General features: G+C 62.2%; 20 protein-coding genes. 13 read left to right on the forward strand and 7 right to left on the reverse strand.

Annotated features, from left to right (window positions below; translation table 11 throughout):
• Positions 1-19: 19 nt before the first annotated feature.
• The 4 genes from atzF to BLW80_RS11960 form a co-directional block, all read right to left on the reverse strand.
• A complete protein-coding gene (gene atzF, locus BLW80_RS11945; protein ID WP_093758242.1) occupies positions 20-1,840 on the reverse strand; it encodes an allophanate hydrolase in 1,821 nt (606 codons plus the stop codon).
• 54 nt (positions 1,841-1,894) lie between these two features.
• Positions 1,895-3,538 carry a regulator gene (locus BLW80_RS11950; RefSeq protein ID WP_093758047.1) on the reverse strand — a complete coding sequence of 548 codons (1,644 nt, stop codon included), beginning with the start codon at positions 3,536-3,538 and terminating at the stop codon, positions 1,895-1,897.
• Positions 3,535-4,269, reverse strand: a complete 735-nt coding sequence (locus tag BLW80_RS11955; protein WP_093758048.1) for a cysteine hydrolase family protein — start codon at positions 4,267-4,269, stop codon at positions 3,535-3,537. The genes BLW80_RS11950 and BLW80_RS11955 overlap by 4 nt, the downstream gene beginning before the upstream one ends.
• A 263-nt stretch (positions 4,270-4,532) precedes the next feature.
• Positions 4,533-5,339, reverse strand: coding sequence for an SDR family oxidoreductase (locus tag BLW80_RS11960; RefSeq protein WP_093758049.1), 807 nt, complete (start codon positions 5,337-5,339; stop codon positions 4,533-4,535).
• Positions 5,340-5,508: 169 nt separating this feature from the next.
• On the opposite strand from BLW80_RS11960, the gene BLW80_RS11965 reads away from it, so the two are divergent.
• The gene (locus BLW80_RS11965) at positions 5,509-6,234 is read left to right on the forward strand and encodes a CBS domain-containing protein (RefSeq protein WP_093758050.1); all 726 of its coding nucleotides are present in this window, start codon (positions 5,509-5,511) and stop codon (positions 6,232-6,234) included.
• A gap of 56 nt (positions 6,235-6,290) precedes the next feature.
• Here the strand turns inward: BLW80_RS11965 and BLW80_RS11970 are convergent, their stop codons facing one another.
• Positions 6,291-7,349 carry a polysaccharide deacetylase family protein gene (locus tag BLW80_RS11970; protein WP_093758051.1) on the reverse strand — a complete coding sequence of 353 codons (1,059 nt, stop codon included), beginning with the start codon at positions 7,347-7,349 and terminating at the stop codon, positions 6,291-6,293.
• A gap of 162 nt (positions 7,350-7,511) precedes the next feature.
• Between BLW80_RS11970 and BLW80_RS11975 the strand changes: the two genes are divergently transcribed.
• The 4 genes from BLW80_RS11975 to BLW80_RS11990 all read left to right on the forward strand — a co-directional run bounded on the left by BLW80_RS11975 (position 7,512) and on the right by BLW80_RS11990 (position 11,943).
• Complete coding sequence (locus BLW80_RS11975) at positions 7,512-8,915, forward strand: OmpA family protein (protein WP_089266757.1); 1,404 nt, start codon at positions 7,512-7,514, stop codon at positions 8,913-8,915.
• On the forward strand, positions 8,912-9,211 hold the full coding sequence (locus BLW80_RS11980) for a hypothetical protein (RefSeq protein ID WP_068737611.1): 300 nt from the start codon (positions 8,912-8,914) through the stop codon (positions 9,209-9,211). Before BLW80_RS11975 ends, BLW80_RS11980 begins: the two co-directional genes overlap by 4 nt.
• A 329-nt stretch (positions 9,212-9,540) precedes the next feature.
• Positions 9,541-10,587, forward strand: coding sequence for a lysylphosphatidylglycerol synthase domain-containing protein (locus BLW80_RS11985; protein WP_089266758.1), 1,047 nt, complete (start codon positions 9,541-9,543; stop codon positions 10,585-10,587).
• Positions 10,588-10,626: 39 nt separating this feature from the next.
• Positions 10,627-11,943 (forward strand): ATP-binding protein, encoded by a 1,317-nt coding sequence (locus tag BLW80_RS11990; RefSeq protein WP_093758052.1) that lies wholly within the window; start codon positions 10,627-10,629, stop codon positions 11,941-11,943.
• Positions 11,944-12,309: 366 nt separating this feature from the next.
• On the opposite strand, the gene BLW80_RS11995 is transcribed toward BLW80_RS11990, so the two are convergent.
• The gene (locus BLW80_RS11995) at positions 12,310-12,750 is read right to left on the reverse strand and encodes a hypothetical protein (protein WP_093758053.1); all 441 of its coding nucleotides are present in this window, start codon (positions 12,748-12,750) and stop codon (positions 12,310-12,312) included.
• A gap of 747 nt (positions 12,751-13,497) precedes the next feature.
• On the opposite strand from BLW80_RS11995, the gene pstS reads away from it, so the two are divergent.
• The 6 genes from pstS (at position 13,498) to phoB (ending at position 18,864) form a co-directional block, all read left to right on the forward strand.
• A complete protein-coding gene (gene pstS / locus BLW80_RS12000) occupies positions 13,498-14,508 on the forward strand; it encodes a phosphate ABC transporter substrate-binding protein PstS (protein ID WP_092140314.1) in 1,011 nt (336 codons plus the stop codon).
• A gap of 147 nt (positions 14,509-14,655) precedes the next feature.
• A complete protein-coding gene (gene pstC, locus BLW80_RS12005; protein ID WP_093758054.1) occupies positions 14,656-15,654 on the forward strand; it encodes a phosphate ABC transporter permease subunit PstC in 999 nt (332 codons plus the stop codon).
• Between the two features lies 1 nt (position 15,655).
• Positions 15,656-16,501 (forward strand): phosphate ABC transporter permease PstA, encoded by an 846-nt coding sequence (gene pstA, locus BLW80_RS12010; protein ID WP_089266762.1) that lies wholly within the window; start codon positions 15,656-15,658, stop codon positions 16,499-16,501.
• Positions 16,498-17,325, forward strand: coding sequence for a phosphate ABC transporter ATP-binding protein PstB (gene pstB, locus BLW80_RS12015; protein ID WP_068737599.1), 828 nt, complete (start codon positions 16,498-16,500; stop codon positions 17,323-17,325). The genes pstA and pstB overlap by 4 nt, the downstream gene beginning before the upstream one ends.
• Before the next feature lie 28 nt (positions 17,326-17,353).
• The gene (gene phoU, locus BLW80_RS12020) at positions 17,354-18,067 is read left to right on the forward strand and encodes a phosphate signaling complex protein PhoU (protein WP_089266763.1); all 714 of its coding nucleotides are present in this window, start codon (positions 17,354-17,356) and stop codon (positions 18,065-18,067) included.
• Between the two features lie 92 nt (positions 18,068-18,159).
• On the forward strand, positions 18,160-18,864 hold the full coding sequence (gene phoB, locus BLW80_RS12025; protein ID WP_068737970.1) for a phosphate regulon transcriptional regulator PhoB: 705 nt from the start codon (positions 18,160-18,162) through the stop codon (positions 18,862-18,864).
• A 104-nt stretch (positions 18,865-18,968) separates the two neighbouring features.
• Here the strand turns inward: phoB and BLW80_RS12030 are convergent, their stop codons facing one another.
• Entirely contained in the window at positions 18,969-19,478 is a 510-nt protein-coding gene (locus BLW80_RS12030) for a GcrA family cell cycle regulator (RefSeq protein ID WP_068737968.1), read from the reverse strand.
• A gap of 446 nt (positions 19,479-19,924) precedes the next feature.
• Here BLW80_RS12030 and BLW80_RS12035 point away from each other — a divergent pair, with 446 nt between their 5' ends.
• Both BLW80_RS12035 and argF read left to right on the forward strand, forming a co-directional pair.
• Positions 19,925-21,151: an aspartate aminotransferase family protein gene (locus BLW80_RS12035; protein WP_093758055.1), complete on the forward strand. Its 1,227-nt coding sequence runs from the start codon at positions 19,925-19,927 to the stop codon at positions 21,149-21,151.
• Positions 21,151-22,089: an ornithine carbamoyltransferase gene (gene argF / locus BLW80_RS12040; RefSeq protein ID WP_093758056.1), complete on the forward strand. Its 939-nt coding sequence runs from the start codon at positions 21,151-21,153 to the stop codon at positions 22,087-22,089. The genes BLW80_RS12035 and argF overlap by 1 nt, the downstream gene beginning before the upstream one ends.
• The last annotated feature ends 3 nt before the right edge of the window (positions 22,090-22,092 follow it).

Consider the following 22,092-nt stretch of genomic DNA (forward strand, 5'->3'; position numbering starts at 1 on the left):
GCCCGGCCATGACGGCGTATTATTTTGCGTCTGCCATATAGGCCCGCCATCCGCCAAACGACGAGATGTCCCGCGCGCCTTCCGTCGCCCTGGCTTCCACGAGGAAGCCCTTGACGCTCGATCCGTCGGACAGCGTCAACGTGCCGATCGACATCGGCTGCGGAAGCGATGCAACGAATTTGCCGAAGGCCTCTGCCGACAACGCCCAGACTTCGACGGCGATTTCCGCGCCCGAGCCAGCGGCGACGCGCAGCAGGCCGGGCTTCGCCGGCGTCGTGCCGTTGAGCGCATAGAACTTGTAGTCCGGCGCCGTCGTCGTGGCTTTCAGCAGGCGACCATTGAGGGCCTGCAACTCGCCGTTCAGCGCCATGCCGGAGAGATGCGCGCCGACCACTGCGATCGCGATTTCGCCTTCGGCCAACTCAGTGGACAGTGCCGCCAGCGCCGGCTGCGGCAGGGCCCCGGCGCCAACCGGCAATTTGGTGTCGGCGTGAAACACGCGGCCGATGCTCGCCAGCAAGGCGTCGTCGCCGCCCGGCGCGAGTAGCGTGATGCCGAACGGGATGCCGTCGGCACGCATGGCTGCGGGGATGGCGAGGCCGCAGAGGTCGAGCAGGTTGACGAAGTTGGTGTAGGTGCCGAGCCGCGAATTGAGCTCGATGGGATTGGCGAGCACCTGCGCCGTCGTATAGGCGGTCGGCGCCGTCGGCAGCACCAGCGCGTCGATAGCGGAGAAAGCCTGTTCGGCGACCCGCTTCAGCTCCTGCAACTTGTACAGGGCCGCAAACGTATCGGTCGCGCTCTGCCGTGCACCGGCGATGGTGATCTCGCGCGTGACGGGATGAATTGCATCCGGCGCAGACGCCAGCAGATCGCGGATCACCAGCAGGCGCTCGGCGACCCATGGTCCATCGTAGAGCAGCCGCGCGGTCTCATAGAACGGCTCGAGGTCGAACTCGACCAGCGTCGCGCCGAGCGAGGTCCAGCGCTTCAGCGCGTCCGCATAGGCTTTCTCCGAGGCCTTGTCGCCGAAGAAGATCAACTGCCCATTGCGCGGCACGCCGAGCTTGAGGCCTTTCGGAAAGTCCGTGACCGAACCCGGCACCCGCTTGCGCGAATAGGGATCATGCGCGTCATAGCCGCCCATCACATCGAGCGCGGCAACAGCATCGTCCACCGTGAGCGTGAAGATCGAGACGCAATCCAGCGTGCGGCAGGCCGGCACGACGCCGGCGGTCGGGATCAGGCCGAGGCTGGGCTTGAGGCCGATGATATTGTTGAGCATCGCCGGCACGCGGCCGGAGCCCGCAGTGTCTGTACCAAGCGTCAGCGGCACGAGGCCTGCGGATACCGCAACGGCAGAGCCGGAGCTCGATCCGCCGGGCACGAGATCGTCGCGGATCGCATTCTTGGGAATGCCATAGGGCGAGCGCACGCCGACCAGACCCGTCGCGAACTGGTCGAGATTGGTCTTGCCGATGATGATCGCACCCGCCGCGCGCAGCCGCGCCACGGCGCTGGCGTCACGCGTTGCGTTATAGGCGAAAGCGGGACAGGCGGCGGTGGTCGGCAAACCGGCGACGTCGATATTGTCCTTCACGCCGACCGGCACGCCGTAGAGCGGCAGGGTGGCGGGATCCTTCGCAGCGAGCGCCTCGGCTTCGGCGATCGCCTCGGCCTCGTTGCGGAGCGTGATGAAGATGGCGGTATCGCCGCGGTCGCGGATTCGCTGATAGCTGCGGGCGACTGTCTGTGCGGGCGTGACGGTGCCGGCGCGATGCGCGGCGACGATGGCGGCGATCGTTTCGGGAACGGTGGTCTCGGGAACGGACTCACTCACGATGCGAACCTGCTGCGGATGGCACGGGTGTGCCACCCGCAGGTTGAGACGATGTTATTCAGCAGGCACGGCAAGTGGCGGCTCCGATTGCGGGACAGAAGACAGGCTGGTTGCGCCGAACTTGTCCGCGGCGAAGAGCCCGGCTGCAACAAGAGCATAAGCGAGAGCGACGCCGGGCGTCACCCCCAATCCGCCGCCGATCCCGATCGCCTCGCCATGCATGAAGCCGAAATAGGTCAGCACGGCACCGGCCAGAGCGAAAGCCGAAGCGTTGAGGAATTTGCGCTCGATAACGAACACCGCGATGGCGCCGAGCACCAGGCCGACCAGGATCGAGCCGCCGCCCATGACTTCGAGGCCGTGGAACAGCACGCCGTTCTGTCCCATCTTGGCGATGAATTCGGGCGAATGGATCGCGCCGAAATTCATGCCGGCGGCACCGAGTGCGCCCGACAGCAGCACCGTGGCCCAGGCCGCAAGATGCGGCGTGAGTGCGAGGGCAATCGCCGGAGCATGTTCGCGCGGCGTGGTCTCGAACGCCTGCGCACAGATCAGCATGCCGATATAGAGCAGGATTGGTGAGATCGCGACCACAGGGATAACGGCCAGCATCAGCGAGATGACGCCGAACCATGACAGTACGATCACCATCAGGCCGGTCGCTGCCGAGTAGCCGATCCGGCCGCCCATCGCCTTCCAGCCGGGATGGCCGATATAGACCGCGTTGATGAAGGGGTTGCCCATGAGGCAGCCGATCAGCGAGACGACGCCGTCTGCGGTCAGCACGCGGGTGGTCGGATATTCGTCGCCGGCGGCTTCCGCGCTCTCGACATTGTCCATCGCCTCGACCAGATCGTAGATGCCATAGGGAATGGCGGTGACCAGGATGATGCCGAGGAACTGGAAGCCGGAGAACACGTGATCGAAGGCCGGGATCGGCACCGAGAACCCGAAATTGGTGAAGGCTGCTTTCACTCCGGCGACGCTGACGCCGCCGATACCGACTCCAAAGAGGTTGGAGCCCCAGGCGATCACCATGCCGACGCCGATCGCGACGAGGCCTGCCGGAATCCCCTTGGGATATTTATAGCCGCCGAACCAGCTCAGCATGATGATGGCAAAACATGTGAGGCCGATCACCGGCGTCATGAACATTTCCAGCGCCGGGCGCATCGCGATGAAGGCGATGGAAACGCCGGCCAGCGTGCCAAGCAGCGCGGCGCGCGGCGTCACCTTGCGGATCCAGGGCGCGATGAAGCCGCCGATCATCAGGATGAAACTCTGGAAGAACACCCAGACGAGGCCGGCTTCCCACCCCTTGATGGGATCGCCTGTCGTGATCGAGATCGGCAGCATGATCACGAAGGTGACGATGAACATATGCGGCACGCTGATGCCCGAGGGCAGCGCGCAGACATCGCTGCGGCCGGTCTTCTGCGCCAGTTTGTAGGCGAGCCAGGCGTAGTACATCGTGGACAGGCACATCATCAGGCCCATGGCCGGAAGGATGCGTCCGAATACGATGTTGTCAGGCATTTTCAGGACAAAGCGCAGCAGGCCGGTCAGTACCAGCATGTTGACGAGGATATTGGTACCGAAGCCGAAAAACGCATTCCAGTCGCCCGGTGTCCATAGAGCGGGCTTGAAGTCGGATTTGCCGGCAGAATCTTTAGAAAACGTCCCCGCGGTCGTGCTCATCGTGATGCTCCTGCTGCAAGTTTGTTGGAAGTCTCCGGTGCATTTTCAGAAAGTGTCATTGCTTCAAGGATTGCGGCGGATGAGGCGACCCAGCCGAAGATGCCGCCCTGGGCCTTGATCATCTTCAGGCCCATCTCGTGGAATTCAGGAAAGTAGGACGCGCAGCCGTCAGAAATGACGATGCAGCGATAGCCGCGGTCATTGGCTTCGCGCACGGTGGTGTTGACGCAGACCTCCGTGGTGACACCGCAGACCAGCAGCGTGTCGATGTCGCGCGCCTTGAGATCGGCGCCGAGCGTCGTGGCGTAGAATGCGCCCTTGCCGGGCTTGTCGATGACGATCTCGCCTTCGACGGGATAGAGTGCGGGAATGATGTCGTGACCGGCCTCGCCGCGAATGAGGATGCGTCCCATCGGACCGGGATCGCCGATCCGCAGGCTCGGCGCTCCGCGTTCGATCTTGGCGGGCGGTGCGTCAGACAGATCGGGCAGGTGCCCCTCACGGGTGTGCACCACCATCATCCCGGTTTCGCGCGCGGCTTTCAGCACCGCGGCGATCGGGGCGACGGCGCTGGCGAGTTGTGAGACGTCATTGCCGAGCGTCTCGCCGAAGCCGCCGGGCTCCATGAAATCGCGCTGCATGTCGATGATGACGAGCGCTGTCGTGCCCCAGTCGACCGCGATCGGGCCGGGTTCTGCAAGGACCGCCGTTGTATGCAGTGAGTCCGCCATTGCCGTGTACTCCCCGAGGCATGGATGTCTCAGAGGTTAACAAAGCAAGCAGCGTGCCATTGTGTACAACTGCGACGGTTGAATAATTTCGGATATTATATTTATATAAATCAGATGGTTATTTCAGAATAGCTTTGCAGCCTAAATGTCGTTCGCAAGCCGGACGCTGGCTAATTGCTTAGTTTGTAGCCGGGGCTGATAGATTGGCAGCGACCGCACGTCATCGCAGCCCGGAGGGCTGCAATGACGCGGCGCGCTTGCCCTCAGTCCCAGCCGTCGCCCTTGATGCCTGGATTCGCATAGACGATGCCACCGTCCACCGCGATGGTGGCGCCGACCACGTAGTCGCCGGCACGCGAAGCGAGATAGATCGCGGCGCCCGCCATGTCCTCGTCGGTGCCGATCCGGCCGGCAGGCACGCGGGTTGCCACTTTATCGGCATTGTCGCGTGCAGCCTTGTTCATGTCCGACTGGAACGGGCCCGGCGCGATGGCCGTGACGACGACGTGATCCTGGATCAGTTTGACGGCCATCCGCCGCGTCAGGTGGATCAGGCCGGATTTGCTCGCCGCATAGGAATAGGTCTCCATCGGATTGACGAAGATGCCGTCGATGGACGCGATATTGATGACCTTGGCGGGCTTTTCCGCGCTGGCTGCTGCACGCAGCGGTCCGGCCAGCGCCTTGGTCAGAAAGAACGGCGTCTTGACGTTCAGCGTCATCACCTTGTCCCAGCCGCTCTCCGGAAATTCATCGAAGTCCGCGCCCCAGGCAGCGCCCGCATTGTTGACGAGAATGTCGAGCTTGGGGTCGCGCTTCTTGATTTCGGCAGCCAGCATCTCGATGCCGGCCATGGTCGAGATGTCGATCGGCAGTGCGATGCATTCACCGGCATACTGCGCTGAGAGTTCTTTCGCGGTGGCTTCGCACGGCCCGGCCTTGCGTGCGGTGATGTAGACCTTCGCCGCGCCCTGGCTGAGAAATCCCGCTGCGATCATCTTGCCGATGCCGCGCGAGCCGCCGGTGACGAGTGCAATGCGGCCATCGAGCGAAAACAGATTGGTGAACATGACGCCTCCCGTTTGTTTTGTCGTTGGGCCGATTGTGTGCGGCGGCGTGCAAGGCGAGTCAACAAGCGCCGCTGCAGTTGACCCAGATCAAGGCCCGAACCGGCGGCCGGCGTAGGCTTCTCGTGTTGGTTCGTCCAGCAAACGGACCTCAACCCAATGGGAGAGTGTCATGAGAGCTCATCAAATTATGACCCGCAAGCTCGTCACCGTGTCGCCGGACGCGTCGATCAGCGAAGCTGCGCGGCTGATGATCGATTATCACGTCAGCGGATTGCCTGTGGTGGATGCGGCTGGCAAGCTGGTCGGCATTGTGACCGAGCGGGACTTCCTGCGTCGGCACGAGGTCGGCACGCAGCGCAGGCGTCCGCGCTGGCTCGAATTCGTGCGTGGCCCCAGCCTGCAGGCCATCGATTATGTCCGCGAAGCCGGCCGCAAGGTGCACGAGATCATGACCCGCGAGGTCCGCACGGTGACCGAGGAGACCGGTCTGGCCGATATCGTCGACGTGATGGAGAAGTATCACATCAAGCGCGTGCCGGTGGTGCAGGGCGACAAGCTCGTGGGTATCGTCAGCCGGCAGAATTTCGTCGAAGCCATCGCCGATGTCATGCACGATGTCTCCGATGTCGGGTCGAGTGATGCGTTGATCCGTCGCCGCATCGTCGCTGTGCTCAGGCATAACGAATGGACACCATTCGGCCTCGACGTCCGGGTGAAGGATGGCGTCGTGGACATCGACGGCTTCATCACGGACGAGAATGTCCGTCGGGCGATCGTCGTGGCTGCTGAAAATGTGGCTGGCGTAACCCGCGTCAACGAGCATCTGTGCTGGGTCGATCCGATGTCGGGCGTGTATTTTCCGCCGGAGACCGATCTGCCGCAAAAGCCGGCCTGATCCGGCGCGGGACCCGCGACTCCAGTAAGGCTGCAGTTCGCCTGCAGCGGGCCAGACTATCCGACGCCGCCGCGCTGGAAGCCGTTCCACATCGCGGTGGCCGCGCCGGAGGTCAGCACCGGCAGATAGCGGGTGTCCTGATAGTTGCCGTTCAGCGAGACCCGCGGCAGCGCTGTGAGCTGCGAGAAGTTGTCCGAGGCGATCACGCCGGGGCGCGTCGTCACGGCTGTCTCGAAGCCGGCGCTTTTCGCCAGTGCGAATTCCCGTGTGCCCGCGGCGCAGCGGTCGCCATAGGGATAAGCAAGATGCACGGCCGGGCGCTGCAGAACGTTTTCGATATCGGTGCGGCTGGCTGACAGCTCATGCACGACCATCGCTTCGCTCTGTTTGGCGAGATTGCAGTGGCTTACGGTATGCGCGCCGATTGTCACCAGCGGATCGGCGGCGAAAGGTTTGAGTTCGTCCCACGACATGCACAGCTCACGGCTGACCGCGTCTTCGTCGATGCCATGCGCAGCGCAGAGCGCGCTGACCTCGCGGCGGATATCCGCTTCTTCCGGCAATCCGCGCAGCCAGCCATGCAGGCGGTCGAACGCCATGTCCTTCCCGGCGAGAGTCGATGTGTCCAGGCGCACCATCTGTCCGTCGATCGGGGCCTCGATCGCATCGGCCCTGGCGACGATGCGCTCCAGCGCCACCCACCACAGCCGGCCTGTGCCGGAGGCGAAGTCGCTGGTGACATAGACCGTGAAGGGAGCGTCGAAATCCCGCATCGCGGGCAATGCATGGTCGCGGTTGTCGCGATAGCCGTCGTCACAGGTGAAACAGGCGAAGCGGCGCGAGAAATCCCGCTCCGTCAACCGCCGCTGTACTTCATCGGGGGTCACGATATCGACGTCGGTCGCGCGCAGATAAGCGAGGGTGGCGCGCAGGAAATCCGGCGTGATCTCGAGGTGACGATTGGGCTGGAACGGACCGGCATGCGCAGGACGCACATGGTGCAGCATGAAAATGGTGCCCACGCCGCCGAAGATTGGTCGCAACACGCGGTGGGCGCCACTGAAATACAGCGCATCCAGGCCGGCACGAATAATCGTGTTGCGAATCTGCTTCATCGTATGACCGAGCAATTGATGCTACCCACGGAAATGATCAGAAACGATTGAACAAAGCGTTATTCGAATACCCGCGGCGACGCCAGAGGTTTGCCTTGATTTCAATTTGACAGTCCCGCAAGGGTTTGTTTTCTCTCTGTTTCCAGACCCGCAGGACGTCGAATGCACGGATTTTACAGGTGGAGTGCCAAATGGTGGCCCGGGCTCATCCCGCTTGCCATCCTTTGGGCGGTTGCTGCCTGGGTTAGCACGATTCCGCTTGAAACGGATTTAACGGCGCACAGCACTGCGGCGCTGAAAAACACGATCCTCGACAAGAGCCAGATCACGGTTGCCGGGCGTGACGTCTCGTTTTCTGCCGAAGCATTTTCCGAAGATGGTCGCCGCAGTGCGGTCTCGTCGGTCGAGGCCACGCCGGGCGTTCGCCTGGTCAATGACGAAACCCGCCTCGTCGCGGAAGCCAAGCCGTTCGTCTGGGTCGCGGAGCGCGACAATGTCCGCGTCACGCTGTGGGGAACCGCGCCATTGCCGGCCAGCAAGGCGCGCATCGTGGAAGCGGCCCGCGCCGCACTCAGCGGAACCGAGGTCTCCGACCGCATGGGTCTGAAGCGCGGCGCGCCGCCGCGGTTTGATGCCGCAGCCGTGCTCTTGCTCGATCAGGTCGCCAAGCTGAAGGAAGGCAAGGCGGTGATTTCGGATACGAATATCAGCCTCTCCGGCATGGCGCGCGACCTCGGTGGCCGCGAAGCCATTGCGGCGGCGCTGAAGAATCTGCCGGAAGGTTTCACGGTCGCGGCCAATGACGTCAAGGCGCCGCCCTATGTGTTCCAGGCCAACAAGGACCCGGTGACGAATACGCTGACGCTGAGTGGCTATGTCCCGGACAACACCATCCACGCCGCGCTGGCGTCGGCTGCCGGACGCAAGTTCGGCAATGAGAAGATCGTCGACAACTTGAAGGCCAGCATCGGCGCGCCCGGCGGTTTTGCCGCAGCGGTGACCACGGCGCTGGGTGCGCTGTCGCGGCTGTCGACGGGGACCCTGGTGGTGTCCGACCGCGAGGTGAAGCTGTCAGGTGACGCACTCTACGAAGTGGCCGCCGACCAGATCCGCGCAAGCCTGGCGCGCGAGCTCCCGCAGGGTTGGCAGGCCAAAGCCGAAGTCTCGGTGAAGCCCGCCGCGGCGCCGGTTGATGCCAGTGTGTGCCAGCAGCTCTTCGCGCAGAACCTGACCAAGGGCCGCATCCGGTTCGAGCCCTCCAGCGCCAGCATCAATGTGGATTCCGCCGGCCTGCTCGATCGCCTCGTGGAAATCGCCATGCGCTGCCCCAATGTCCGGGTCGAGATCGCCGGGCACACCGATGGCGATGGCGACGCGGCGTTCAATCAGTCGCTGTCGGAAAAGCGCGCGCTCGCCGTCGAAGAATATCTCGTGAAGGCCGGCCTGCCGGCGGACCGTTTCTCCACCATCGGCTACGGCAGCACCCAACCCATCGCCACCAACGATACCGACGAGGGCAAGCTGCAGAATCGCCGGATCGAATTCGTCGTGAGGCAAGCGCCATGACCTATCTTGCGATGTTTCACTGGGGCTGGCTGCTCGGGGCGTTCCTGATCGGCTTCTGCATGGGCTGGATCGCCGTGGTCTATCGCGGGCGTTCGGTGTCGCGGGTCTGGATCCAACGCCTGTCGGTGATCGCCGCGGTCATCGTTGGCATCGCGATTGCCAAGGTCGTGCCCGGCCGCTTCGGCTACTGGCTCGATCTCGGCCTCGCCTTGTTCGGCTTCTATCTCGTCGGCTGCGCCATCGGATCATGGCTGCGCGACATCGTGGTGGTCAGGCAGCAGGCCCGCGCGACCTGAGGTCTGTGGTGCATGCCGCTGCCGTCTTTTTTATCAACGTCTCGCCGCCAAATCGGCGGCATGAGGTCACGAAAGCCTCATTGTCACGTGAGACGCGTCACGACGTCGGCATTTTGCCGCAGCGAATGCGCCCGAGAGGCTGGTGGTTTGTTAGGACTGACCTAATATACTGATGTGGCTTGTTTTTATTCACAGCCGGCGAATTCCACTTTGCCGCAAAACGCGCTACGACGGTTGTGCCGGAGACAACTGATGTGGCGGTTCCGCCGAGGCTAGTCTGACTTCCTGGTCCAGATCTCTCTGGTCAGGGGATCGCATTCGAGGTTGAGATGCTGGAAGCAATACGCAGGGCGATCTCGTTTCTGCGCGAGAAGCAAATCCTGCACAAGCTCGGTGTCTTGATCAGCGTCGCGGTGATCGGCATCGCCTGCTACATGCTGTATCACAAGCTGCGCAACATCGACGCTGCTGCCGTTTTCCGGGCGATGACCGAGACCGAGCCGCGGCTGATCATGTTGTCGGCGCTGTCGGTTGCCGCCGGCTATTTCACGCTGACATTCTACGACTGGTTTGCGGTGCGCACGATCGGTCGCCGCGACGTGCCGTACCGGATCAACGCGCTGGCGGCCTTCACCAGCTATTCGATCGGCCACAATGTCGGCGCCAGCGTCTTCACCGGCGGCGCGGTGCGCTATCGCATCTATTCGGCCTGGGATCTCAGCGCCGTCGATGTCGCCAAGATCGTCTTTCTCGCCGGCCTCACCTTCTGGCTCGGCAATCTCGCGGTGCTCGGCATGGGCATCGCCTATCACCCGGAGGCGGCCAGCGCGATCAACCAGGTGCCGCCATGGATGAACCGCATCCTGGCCTATATCATCCTCGCCGGCCTCGTCGGCTATGTGGTCTGGGTCTGGATGAAGCCGCGCAGCGTCGGCCGCGGCCCATGGTCGGTGGTACTGCCGGGCGGCCCGCTCACCTTGCTGCAGATCACCATCGGCATCATCGATCTCGGCTTCTGTGCGCTCGCGATGTACATGCTGGTGCCGGCCGAGCCTGACGTCGGTTTCGTCGTGGTGGCGGTGGTTTTCGTCTCGGCCACCTTGCTGGGTTTCGCCAGCCATTCGCCCGGCGGTCTTGGCGTGTTCGACGCCGCCATGCTGGTCGGCCTCGAAATGATGGATCAGGAAAAGCTGCTGGCTGGCATGCTGCTGTTCAGGGTGCTTTATTACCTCGCGCCGTTCTTTATATCAGTCATGTTACTGACGCTTCGCGAGCTTATTATCGGTTCGCGATCGAAAAAGCTGCAGGCGGTCGCGGCGGACGCCAAGCCCGGCGTCGGCCACCCGCTCAAGGAACATGGCCGCTCCGGCGCCTGATATACGTTCGCATTCGCAGCAGGAAGAGATCCGGTTCAGATGGCCATTGAAGCTTCTCCATCGACCATGTTTTCGCCGTGGCCTGACCGGCTGCGGCATTCAGCGATCATCCTGCTGGCCGCCGGCCTGGCGCTGGCCGCACTGGTGTTTTTCGGCGAGTTGTCGCCTGTTCGCGCGGGCATCGTGTTCGTCTGCATCGCCGGCGCGGCGCTGGTGCCGTGGCGGCTGCATGATGTGGTGACGGCGCGCGACGAGGCGCTGGCCGCCAATCCGGTCGAGGCACCCGCGGTGCGCGCCATCATTGCCGGCATTCCCGATCCCGCCGTGCTGCTCGACCGCGCCGGCCGCGTCATCCATCTCAATGCCGCTGCCGCGCAGCTTGCGCCGGCACTCCGCAAGAACGAACTGGCGCAATTCGCGCTGCGTTCGCCTGAGATCATCACCGCCTTGCGCGAGTCCATCGCCACCACCGAGCCGCGCCGTGCGACTTATCTCGATCACGTTCCGGTCGATCGCTGGATGGAATTGATGATCACGCCGGTGCCGGTTCCGACCGCCTTTGGCGGCACCGACACCTGCATGCTGATGACGTTCCACGACCAGACGCCGCTACGCCGTGTCGAGGAAATGCGTGCCGACTTCGTCGCCAATGCCAGCCACGAGCTGCGCACGCCGCTGGCGGCGCTGTCGGGTTTCATCGATACGCTGCAAGGGCCGGCCAAGGACGACGCCAAGGCGCGCGAGCGCTTTCTCGGCATCATGCATGCGCAGGCGACCCGCATGGCACGGCTGATCGACGATCTGCTGTCGCTGTCGCGCGTCGAACTGTCGGCGCATGTGCGGCCGGATACGCTGGTGGATATTCTCCCCATCATCCGTCAGGTCGGCGACGGGCTGGAGCCGCTGGCCAATGAGCGCAACGTCAGGATCGAAATGGCGCTGCCGGAGACGCCGGTGTCCATCGCTGGCGATCGCGAGGAATTGCTTCGGCTGTTCGAGAACCTGATCGAGAACGCGCTGAAATACGGCGCATCCGGTGGCAAGGTGGACGTATCGTTGACCACGGAGTCGACCTCGGAGGGTGTGCCGGAAATCCGCGTCGCCGTGCGGGACTATGGCCCGGGCATCGCCCCCGAGCATCTGCCACGCCTGACCGAACGTTTCTACCGGGTCGATGTCGGCGACAGCCGCGCACAGGGCGGTACGGGCCTCGGCCTCTCGCTGGTGAAGCACATCCTGAACCGGCATCGCGGCCGGCTGCTGATCGAAAGCGTGCCGAAGAATGGCGCGACTTTTACCGCCGCCTTTCCGCAGGTGAAGACGCCGCCAGCGCCTCCCGTCTCCGCGGCGTCCTGACGCCTTAAACTCTCTTCGTTCTCCTGCGCCCATATCGGGGATGTTCCCCTTGAGTCAGGTGTAACATATTGGAATCTCTATTCGATTCAGGTGCAACCATATTGACTAATCATTATAGTCCTTTATGTAAAAAGAAGAGGGGGCGGTTTCCCGCCCCCTCAAAGTCATCTTAACAAGATCAATCTCGGATTCGGCATTTGGGCGGCAACCCTCCTGCCGGGGCGACATCGGAAACTACTCCCGTTGTTGCCTCCGCCGAGACTCGATACGCTTGAGCCCATAGGCATGGCTTTCCTTTCTCCGACGAACTAAAGGCACTCATCGGTGTGCCGCTCTGGCGAGCAAGGCCCGGAACCATTCCGGGCCTTATTCTTTTGGCGCGAACAAACCTGGTTCGTCTGGAAGACGCACCCATCGGTCACCGCGCAAATCGATCTTCTTGTCCCGATCCTTCAGTCTCGACAACTGAGGTGAAAGGCTGTGCCGCATGATCGGTTCGCCCAGCAGATTCCTCGTATTGATCTCAGTCATGATCTCACGGGCCGTCATTCCGTTCGGCGCGTCATCCAAAATTTCGAGAACCACATCCATAATCTTGGGCCGCCCCGCGTTCTCGCGTTTTGCATCTCCGGCCTGTATCGCGGCAACTGCGACATCGATCTGTTCAATCGAAGTCTTCAGTGCGCGCACCTGTTCTCTCCTCTGATCGAGCTGCATCTGTAGCTCGACGCAATCCTTCATTGCCGGCTTGAGCAATTCGACAAACTCGGCGCGCTGTTTCAGCAAAATTTCTTGGATCTGATTCATGGCCAGATCTTTCTACTTCAGCTCATCGTCGATTGCAACGGGTGGATCCAATTTGGAATCCATCTTGGTTAACGAATCCTTAAAGACCATGGTTAACGAATCTCCGTAAGATCCTCCGAAAGTTGGCACACTCTGTGCTACGCGCGCGAAATACCCTCCGGCGCTGTTTTTGGCCCAGATTAGGTATATTTTCTCTTTAATGGTGTTTTATGGAGCAAGCCCGACGTTCGATATTGCATATCAGATATGCGCTTTTCGCGTCGGTGCGGAGGGACCAAGCAATGCTTGAGCAATGCTAGATGCAGTGCTTCGGCAAGCCTGCTTGTGTGGAGGGAACATCCCCCCATAGCGACCGTCCTCGGGCAGTCCCGTAGCGCTTCGCTCAGACAGTCAAAAAGCCCTGGTGGGTGGTGCGGCATTGCGTCCGACCACCCTCGATATCGTGCCCGCCGCTGTCATACGCGCGCATGCGCGCGAGGCCGGATTCCGCGTGCTGAAACATATTGTTAACCCCTGTGACGGCGGATTTTGACGGCTTGGCATGACCCTTATGGCAGGGCATTTTCGATGTCATTTGCACGGTAAAATTATCCGCGGAGGCAGAAAAACAAAGCATTTACAGATGCTTGGTGCCGTCATCCAAGTGTCACGGAACTATCATAAAAGCACAATCGACCACCCCTAAACGGGCGGCGTGAGCACAACTGGCGCATCCGGCGCGGTCGCTCACGAGATTGGAGACATCCCATGAAATTCCTCAAAGCGATCGTCGCTGCCGGCCTCGTTGCCGCCTCGACCTCGGCATTTGCCGCCGACATCACGGGTGCCGGCGCAACCTTCCCGTTCCCGGTCTATTCGAAGTGGGCCGACGCCTACAAGAAAGAGACTGGCAATGGTTTGAACTACCAGTCGATTGGTTCGGGCGCCGGCATCAAGCAGATCCAGGCCAAGACCGTGACCTTCGGCGCCACCGACGCGCCGCTCAAGGCTGAGCAGCTCGAGAAGGACGGCCTGGTTCAGTGGCCGATGGTGATGGGCGCGATCGTTCCCGTCGTGAATCTCGAAGGCATTGCCTCGGGCGAGCTGGTTCTCTCCGGCGAAGTGCTCGGCGACATCTATCTCGGCAAGGTCACCAAGTGGGACGACGCTGCCATCGCCAAGCTGAACCCGAAGCTGAAGCTGCCCTCGGCTGCCATCACCGTCGTTCGTCGTTCGGACGGTTCGGGCACCACCTTCAACTTCACCGACTATCTGTCGAAGGCCTCGGCTGACTGGAAGACCAAGGTTGGCACCGGTACGGCTGTCGAGTGGCCGGTTGGCGTCGGCGCCAAGGGCAATGAAGGCGTTGCCGGCAACGTCGGTCAGACCAAGAACGCAATCGGTTACGTTGAATATGCTTACGCCAAGCAGAACAAGCTGACCTATGCCGGCCTCGTCAACAAGGCTGGCAAGACCGTGCAGCCGACCGTCGCTGCCTTCCAGGCTGCTGCTGCCAATGCCGACTGGGCCAAGGCTCCCGGCTACTACGTGATCCTCACCGACCAGCCGGGCGAAGCGTCCTGGCCGATCACTGCGGCGACCTTCATCCTCATGCACAAGGCCCCGACCGACAAGGCGGCCTCGGCTGAAGCGCTGAAGTTCTTCAAGTGGTCGTTCGAAAAGGGCGACAAGGCTGCCGAAGAGCTCGACTACATCCCGATGCCGGACTCGGTCGTCAAACTGATCGAAAAGACCTGGTCGGCTGACATCAAGAGCTGATCTGGTGTGTGGGCGGAGGAGAGGGGCATCTCTCCTCCGTTTGCTGCAGGGCTGAATTTCTTTCTTCTTCTCTTCTGACTTCGCGCCCTGACAAGCCCCTCCAGGGCAATGCGTTTTGGGGTATTATAACAATTACAGGGGACTGGCGTGGCAGACATGGCCGTACAGAGCTCTTCGATGGACGCTGCCGGACCTTATGATCGTGCGAAGGCTTTGAATGCCTTCAAGACGGGGGACCAGGCGTTTTATTGGATCACCCGCATCTCGGCGCTGTCCGTTCTGTTTATCCTCGGCGGCATCATTCTGTCGCTTATCGTTGGTGCGTGGCCGGCGCTCCGCGAATTCGGCTTTTCGTTCCTGACGACGCAGCGCTGGGCACCGTCGGCTGATCCGCCGGTGCTGGGAGCGCTCGGCCCGATCTACGGCACGATGATCACCTCGGTGATCGCGATGGCTATCGCCATTCCGGTCGGCATCGGCATCGCGATCTTCCTCACCGAACTGTGCCCGAACTGGCTGCGCCGCCCGATCGGCATGGCGGTTGAGCTTCTCGCCGGTATTCCCTCGATCATCTACGGCATGTGGGGCTTCTTCGTGCTCGGCCCGTTCCTGGCCAACCACGTGCAGCCATTCATGATCAACGCCTTCGAAGGCGTCCCGGTCCTCGGCGTGATCTTCGCCGGCCCGCCGTCCTATCTCTCGCTGTTCAACGCGTCGCTGATCCTCGCCATCATGGTGCTGCCCTTCATCACCTCGATCTCGGTCGATGTGTTCAAGACGGTGCCGCCGGTGCTCAAGGAAGCTGCCTACGGCGTCGGCTGCACCACTTGGGAAGTCGTCCGCAACGTCGTCATCCCCTATACCCGCGTTGGTGTGATCGGTGGCGTCATGCTGGCGCTCGGCCGTGCGCTCGGTGAAACGATGGCGGTGACCTTCATCATCGGCAACTCGTTCCGTATCACAGGCTCGATCTTTGGCCCGGGCACCACGATCTCGGCAGCGATCGCCAGCGAGTTCGCGGAGAGCGACGGTCTGCATCAATCGGGTCTGATCCTGCTCGGTCTCCTGCTGTTCGTGCTGACATTCTTCGTGCTCTCGGCAGCGCGTCTGATGCTGCTGCGTCTGGAAAAGAAGGCGGGCAACTAATATGAACCCGATTTACGCTTCACGCCGCCGCAACGACATGATCATCCGTGGGCTCTGCATGGGTGCCGCTCTCTTTGGCGTCACCTGGCTCGCGCTGATCCTGTTCACGCTGTTCTACAACGGTATCGCCGGCATCAGCCTGCAGATCTTTACCCAGAACACGCCGCCGCCCGGCTCCATGGAAGGCGGCCTGCTCAATGCCATCGTCGGTTCGATCATCATGACCGTCATCGGCGTCGGCATCGGCGCGCCGCTCGGCCTGTTTGCCGGCACCTATCTCGCGGAATACGGCAAGCACGACAAACTCACCTCGGTGATCCGCTTCATCAACGACGTGTTGCTGTCGGCCCCGTCCATCATCATCGGCCTGTTCGTTTATGGTGCGGTGGTGGTTCCGATGGGCGGCTTCTCGGCTCTCGCCGGTTCGCTTGCGCTCGCCGTGATCGTGATCCCCGTCGTGGTTCGCACCACTGAAGATATGCTTGGTCTCGTGCCGAACCCGCTGCGTGAAGCGGCCTCGGCGCTCGGCCTGCCGCGCTCCCTGGTCATCAAGCGGATTGCTTATCGTGCAGCCCGCGCCGGTCTCATCACCGGCGTGCTGCTGGCGACCGCGCGTGTCGCCGGTGAAACGGCGCCGCTGCTGTTCACCGCGCTGAGCAACCAGTTCTTCAGCCTCGATCTCACCAAGACGATGGCCAACCTGCCGGTGACCATTAACAACTTCGTGCAGAGCCCCTACGAGTACTGGAAGCAGCTCGCCTGGAGCGGTGCCCTGATCATCACCTTGACCGTACTTGCCCTTAACATTGGCGCGCGCATTCTCGGCGCCGAGAGGACAGCAAAATGAGTGAGCTTTCTGTGTCGTCTGGCGTTCCTTCCGTCTCGATGCCGCCGCCGTCGGCCCTGCAGGGCGAGACCCGTCCCAAGGTCACCGTGCGCGACCTGAACTTCTACTATGGCGAACACCACGCCCTGAAGAAGATCAACCTGACGCTGATGGCGAACCGCGTAACCGCATTCATCGGCCCGTCGGGCTGCGGCAAGTCCACGCTGCTGCGCATCTTCAACCGCATGTATGATCTGTATCCCGGCCAGCGCGCCGAAGGTCAGCTCATGCTCGACAACCAGAACATTCTGGATCCGAAGCTGGACCTCAACCTGCTGCGCGCCCGCGTCGGCATGGTGTTCCAGAAGCCGACTCCGTTCCCGATGACGATTTACGAAAACATCGCCTTCGGTATCCGCCTCTACGAAAAGATCTCCAAGTCGGAGATGGACATCCGCGTCGAGAGGGCGCTGCGCGGCGGTGCACTCTGGAACGAAGTCAAGGACAAGCTCAACGCGTCGGGCCTCAGCCTGTCGGGTGGTCAGCAGCAGCGCCTGTGCATCGCGCGCACCATCGCGGTGCGGCCGGAAGTGATCCTGTTCGACGAGCCGTGCTCGGCGCTGGATCCGATCTCGACTGCGAAGATCGAGGAGCTGATCGACGAGTTGAAGGATCAGTACACGATCGCGATCGTGACCCATAACATGCAGCAGGCTGCCCGCGTCTCCGACAGCACAGCCTTCATGTATCTCGGCGAGTTGATCGAGTTCGATCAGACCAACAAGATCTTCACGTCGCCGACCGATCGCCGCACCCAGGATTACATCACCGGCCGCTTCGGCTGACGCGACATATTCGCGGGAGGAATTTGAGATGGCTTTTGAACACACCACCAAGGCTTTCGACGACGATCTGCAGGAGCTGACCCGTCTCGTTGCCGAGATGGGTGGCCTCGCGGAACGGCAGATCGTCGAATCCGTCGACGCGCTGATCCGCCGGGACGTCGCGCTCGGTGCGCGCGTCGTCGCCACTGACTCCGAGATCGACCAGTTGCAGCGCACGATCGAAGAGCGCGCCGTGCTGACCATCGCCAAGCGCCAGCCAATGGCTGTCGATTTGCGCGAGATCGTCGGCGCGCTGCGCGTCGCTACCGATCTGGAACGCATCGGCGATCTCTCCAAGAATATCGGTAAGCGCGTCAATGCACTCGACAGCGACTTCCATCCGCTGAAGCTGATCCGCGGCCTCGAGCACATGACCGACCTCGTGACCACCCAGGTCAAGGCCGTGCTCGACGCCTATGCCGCACATGATCTGCCCGCCGCGATGACGGTGTGGAAGGGCGACGAGGAAATCGACGCGATCTGCACCTCGCTGTTCCGCGAACTCCTGACCTATATGATGGAAGACCCGCGTAACATTTCGTTCTGTATCCACCTGATGTTCTGCGCCAAGAACATCGAGCGGATCGGTGACCATGCCACCAATATTGCGGAAACCGTGTTCTACATGATCGAGGGCCAGCAAATCCTCGACAAGCGCCCGAAGGGCGACATGACCACATTCGCGAATACGCCGACGGTCTGAAGCATGATCCGGAAAAGTGGGAGCCAGTCTTCCGCAAGGATCATGATTTAAAAACTTGTCGGACGTCACTGAGGGTATTGATCAAGATGGCTGTGAATGCACGCATTCTGGTTGTGGAAGATGAAGAGGCGCTAACGACGCTGCTTCGCTACAACCTCGACGCCGAAGGCTATGATGTTGAAACCGTCGCTCGCGGCGACGATGCCGACACCCGCTTGAAGGAGCGGGTGCCGGATCTCGTGGTGCTCGACTGGATGCTGCCGGGCCTGTCCGGCATCGAACTGTGCCGCCGCTTGCGCGCACGGCCCGAAACCAAGGCATTGCCGATCATCATGCTGACGGCGCGTGGCGAAGAGAGCGAGCGCGTTCGCGGTCTCGCCACTGGTGCCGACGACTACATCGTCAAGCCGTTCTCCGTGCCGGAGCTCCTGGCCCGCGTGAAGGGCCTGCTGCGTCGTGCAGCTCCCGAGCGTCTCGCTACCGTTTTGGCGTTTGGCGACATCGAACTTGACCGTGACAAGCGCCGCGTCGTGCGCTCAAGCCGTCCGATCGATCTCGGTCCGACCGAATATCGCCTGCTGGAGTTCTTCCTGGAACATCCGGGCCGCGTGTTCAGCCGCGAACAGTTGCTCGACAGCGTCTGGGGCCGCGACATCTATATCGACGAGCGCACCGTCGACGTGCATATCGGCCGCCTGCGCAAGCTGCTCAACCCCGCCGGTGAGCCAGATCCGATCCGCACCGTGCGCGGCGCCGGCTACGCGCTGGACGACCGGTTCGACAAGGCGGCGGAGTAGGTATCTTCCTTCTTCCCCGCAAGCGGGGCGAGGTTAGAAGCCCCCAAACAAAAAATGCCCGGCTCATCGCCGGGCATTTTCATTTGGTTTAGATGCTTTCCAGCTCAGCGCGTCGGCTTCGGCACCGCGCGGCGGCGGTCGCTGGCCGGCTGATAGGCGATGCGCGAGTGATGTGCGCAATAGGGGGCGCCGGCCAGGGCCTTGCCACCGCAGAAGTAGAAGTCCGCGCTCGACGGATCGCCGATTGGCCAATGGCAGGTGGCTTCGTTGAGTTCGACCAGCGACAGGCGCTGGCTGATCGGCACGATGTTGTCATAGGCGATCGGGTCGGGCTCGGCCTCGATCTCGTAGTTATGGGCCAATGCTGTGTTGCCACGGGCCATCGGGCGGGCGACGCGCACCATCTGCTGTGCCGGGCGCGCCTTGCGCTGCCGCGGAGCTGCCGAGGAGGGGCTCTTGGCACGGCCGGACAGGCCAAGGCGGTGCACCTTGCCGATCACGGCGTTGCGGGTCACGTTACCGAGTTCCGCAGCGATCTGGCTGGCGGAAAGGCCGCCTTCCCAGAGTTTCTTCAACTGTTCGACGCGATCGTCGGTCCATGTCATTACCGTCATCGCCGTTTTCCCTTCGTGAGCGCCGGCCTGACCGGGCAGCGCTGCGAGTTGAGACTTCAAAAATCCCTGCGGTCAGAATCCTTTAGCGCTCACCGGGCGCGAATTTCGCGTCCGGCTGTTACGCCGCACTGGATGTGTCAAAAGGATCTACCGCCGCACGAGATGTCGTATCCGACGAGGCAAAAGCTACAATATGCCGTGACTCGCGCGCAAGAGTCGGGCATGCCGCGTCCACATGCTTCTGCAAATAAAGCTGCAAAATCGGCTTTTTCTGCGACTCCGTGTGACTCGAAAGCCGCAGTGCGCGGTTGACAGTCTTCACAGCACACATAGAATAATGCCCACGTGCCGCCCGAGAAGGGCGGCACGTTTCGTTTCTAGGGTCCGTTGTTCGATTTCGCACAGTTGTCATCGACGCGGCCGCAGTCTTTTCGATCGGATCGGTTATGACCAGCAACGCAACGTCTTCGCCCCTCTCTCAGGCTCACTTGCTGCCTGTTTTCGCGCGTGCGGATGTCGCTTTCGAGCGCGGTGAAGGCGCGTGGCTGATTGGAACCGATGGCGAGCGCTATCTCGACTTCACCAGCGGCGTTGCCGTGAACGCGCTGGGCCATGCGCACCCACATATGGTCGCCGCATTGCAGGAGCAGGCCACCAAGCTCTGGCATATGTCGAACCTGTTCAAGAGCCCGGACGGCGAGCGTCTCGCCGCCCGGCTGTGCGAACAGAGCTTTGCGGATTTCGTGTTCTTCGCCAATTCGGGTGCGGAAGCGATGGAATGCGCGATCAAGGTGACCCGGCACTATCATTTCTCCAAGGGCCATCCCGAGCGCACGCGCATCATCACCTTTGAAGGCGCGTTCCATGGCCGCACCCTCGGCACGCTCGCGGCGACCGGCGCTGCCAAATATCTCGAAGGCTACGGCACGCCGCTCGACGGCTTCGATCAGTTGCCGCTCGGCGATATCGAAGCGGTGAAGAAGGCGATCGGCCCGAACACCGCCGGCATTCTCATCGAGCCGCTGCAGGGTGAGGGCGGCGTGCGTGCGCCGAGCAACGCGTTCTTCGGCGCGCTGCGCGAACTCTGCGACAAGAACGGCATCCTGCTGATCTTCGACGAAGTGCAGACCGGTATGGGCCGCACCGGCGAGTTGTTCGCCTATCAGCGCATTGGTGTGACGCCCGACGTGATGTCGCTGGCCAAGGCGCTTGGCGGCGGCTTCCCGATCGGCGCGTGTCTCGTCACGGCGGAAGCGGCCGAAGGCATGGCGCCCGGCTCGCACGGCTCGACCTTCGGTGGCAATCCGCTGGCGGTCGCTGCCGCGAATTCCGTGCTCGATATCATGCTGAAGCCCGGTTTCTTCGACCATGTGAAGAAGATGTCGCTGCTGCTCAAACAGAAACTCGCGGGCGTGGTCGACGGCCACCCTGATGTGCTCAGCGAAGTGCGCGGCGAAGGTCTGCTGATCGGCCTCAAGGCTGTCGTGCCGGCTGGTGATCTCGTGGCCGCATTGCGTGACGCGAAGCTGCTGACCGTCGGCGCCGGCGATAATGTCGTGCGCTTCCTGCCGCCGCTGATCGTCAGCGAGTCCGAGATCGAGCAGGCCGTGCAGCGGCTGGAACAGGCCTGCGTGGCCCTCGGTTCATCTGCCAAGACGCAGGGAGCCGCGTGATGAGCACGTCACTGCGGCACTTTCTTGATCTCACGGCCGTGCCGGCCAGTGAGTTGCGCAATATTATGAACGCGGCTGCCGCCATGAAGGCGACGCTGAAGGGGCGGGATGGCACGAATGCCGAGCCCGATCGTCCGCTCAAGAACAAGACGCTGGCTATGATCTTCGAAAAGCCCTCGACGCGCACCCGCGTGTCGTTCGAGGTCGGCATGCGCCAGCTCGGCGGCGAAGTCGTCATGCTCACCGGCGCTGAAATGCAGCTCGGTCGCGGCGAGACCATTGCCGACACCGCACGCGTACTGTCGCGCTTCGTCGACATCATCATGATCCGCATCCTCAATCATGACTCGCTGATGGAGCTCGCGGAGAATGCGACGGTGCCGGTCATCAATGGCCTGACGCGGTTCTCGCATCCCTGCCAGGTGATGGCGGATGTCATGACCTATGAGGAACATCGCGGCCCGATCAAGGGACGCACCGTGGCCTGGACCGGCGACGACAACAATGTGCTGATGTCCTGGGCGCATGCGGCCGAACGCTTCCAGTTCAAACTGAATATCGCGACGCCGCCGCAGCTGTCGCCGAAGAAGCCGTTCAAGGACTGGGTCAAGGCGGCAAACGCGCCGATCACCTTCAGCGACGATCCCGATGCGATGGTGAAGGGCGTCGATTGCGTCGTCACCGACACCTGGGTGTCGATGGGCGACAAGGACGGCGAGACCCGCCACAACCTGCTCAAGCCCTATCAGGTCAATGCGCGCCTGATGTCGCTGGCCAAGCCGGACGCACTCTTCATGCACTGCCTGCCGGCGCATCGCGGCGAGGAGGTGACCGACGAGGTGATCGACGGTCCGCAGTCGGTGGTGTTCGACGAGGCCGAAAACCGTCTGCATGCGCAGAAGGGCATTCTGGCCTGGTGCCTCAACGCGGTGGCGTGAGGC

It is taken from the genome of Tardiphaga sp. OK245, from assembly GCF_900108575.1.
Taxonomy (GTDB): Bacteria; Pseudomonadota; Alphaproteobacteria; order Rhizobiales; family Xanthobacteraceae; genus Tardiphaga; species Tardiphaga robiniae.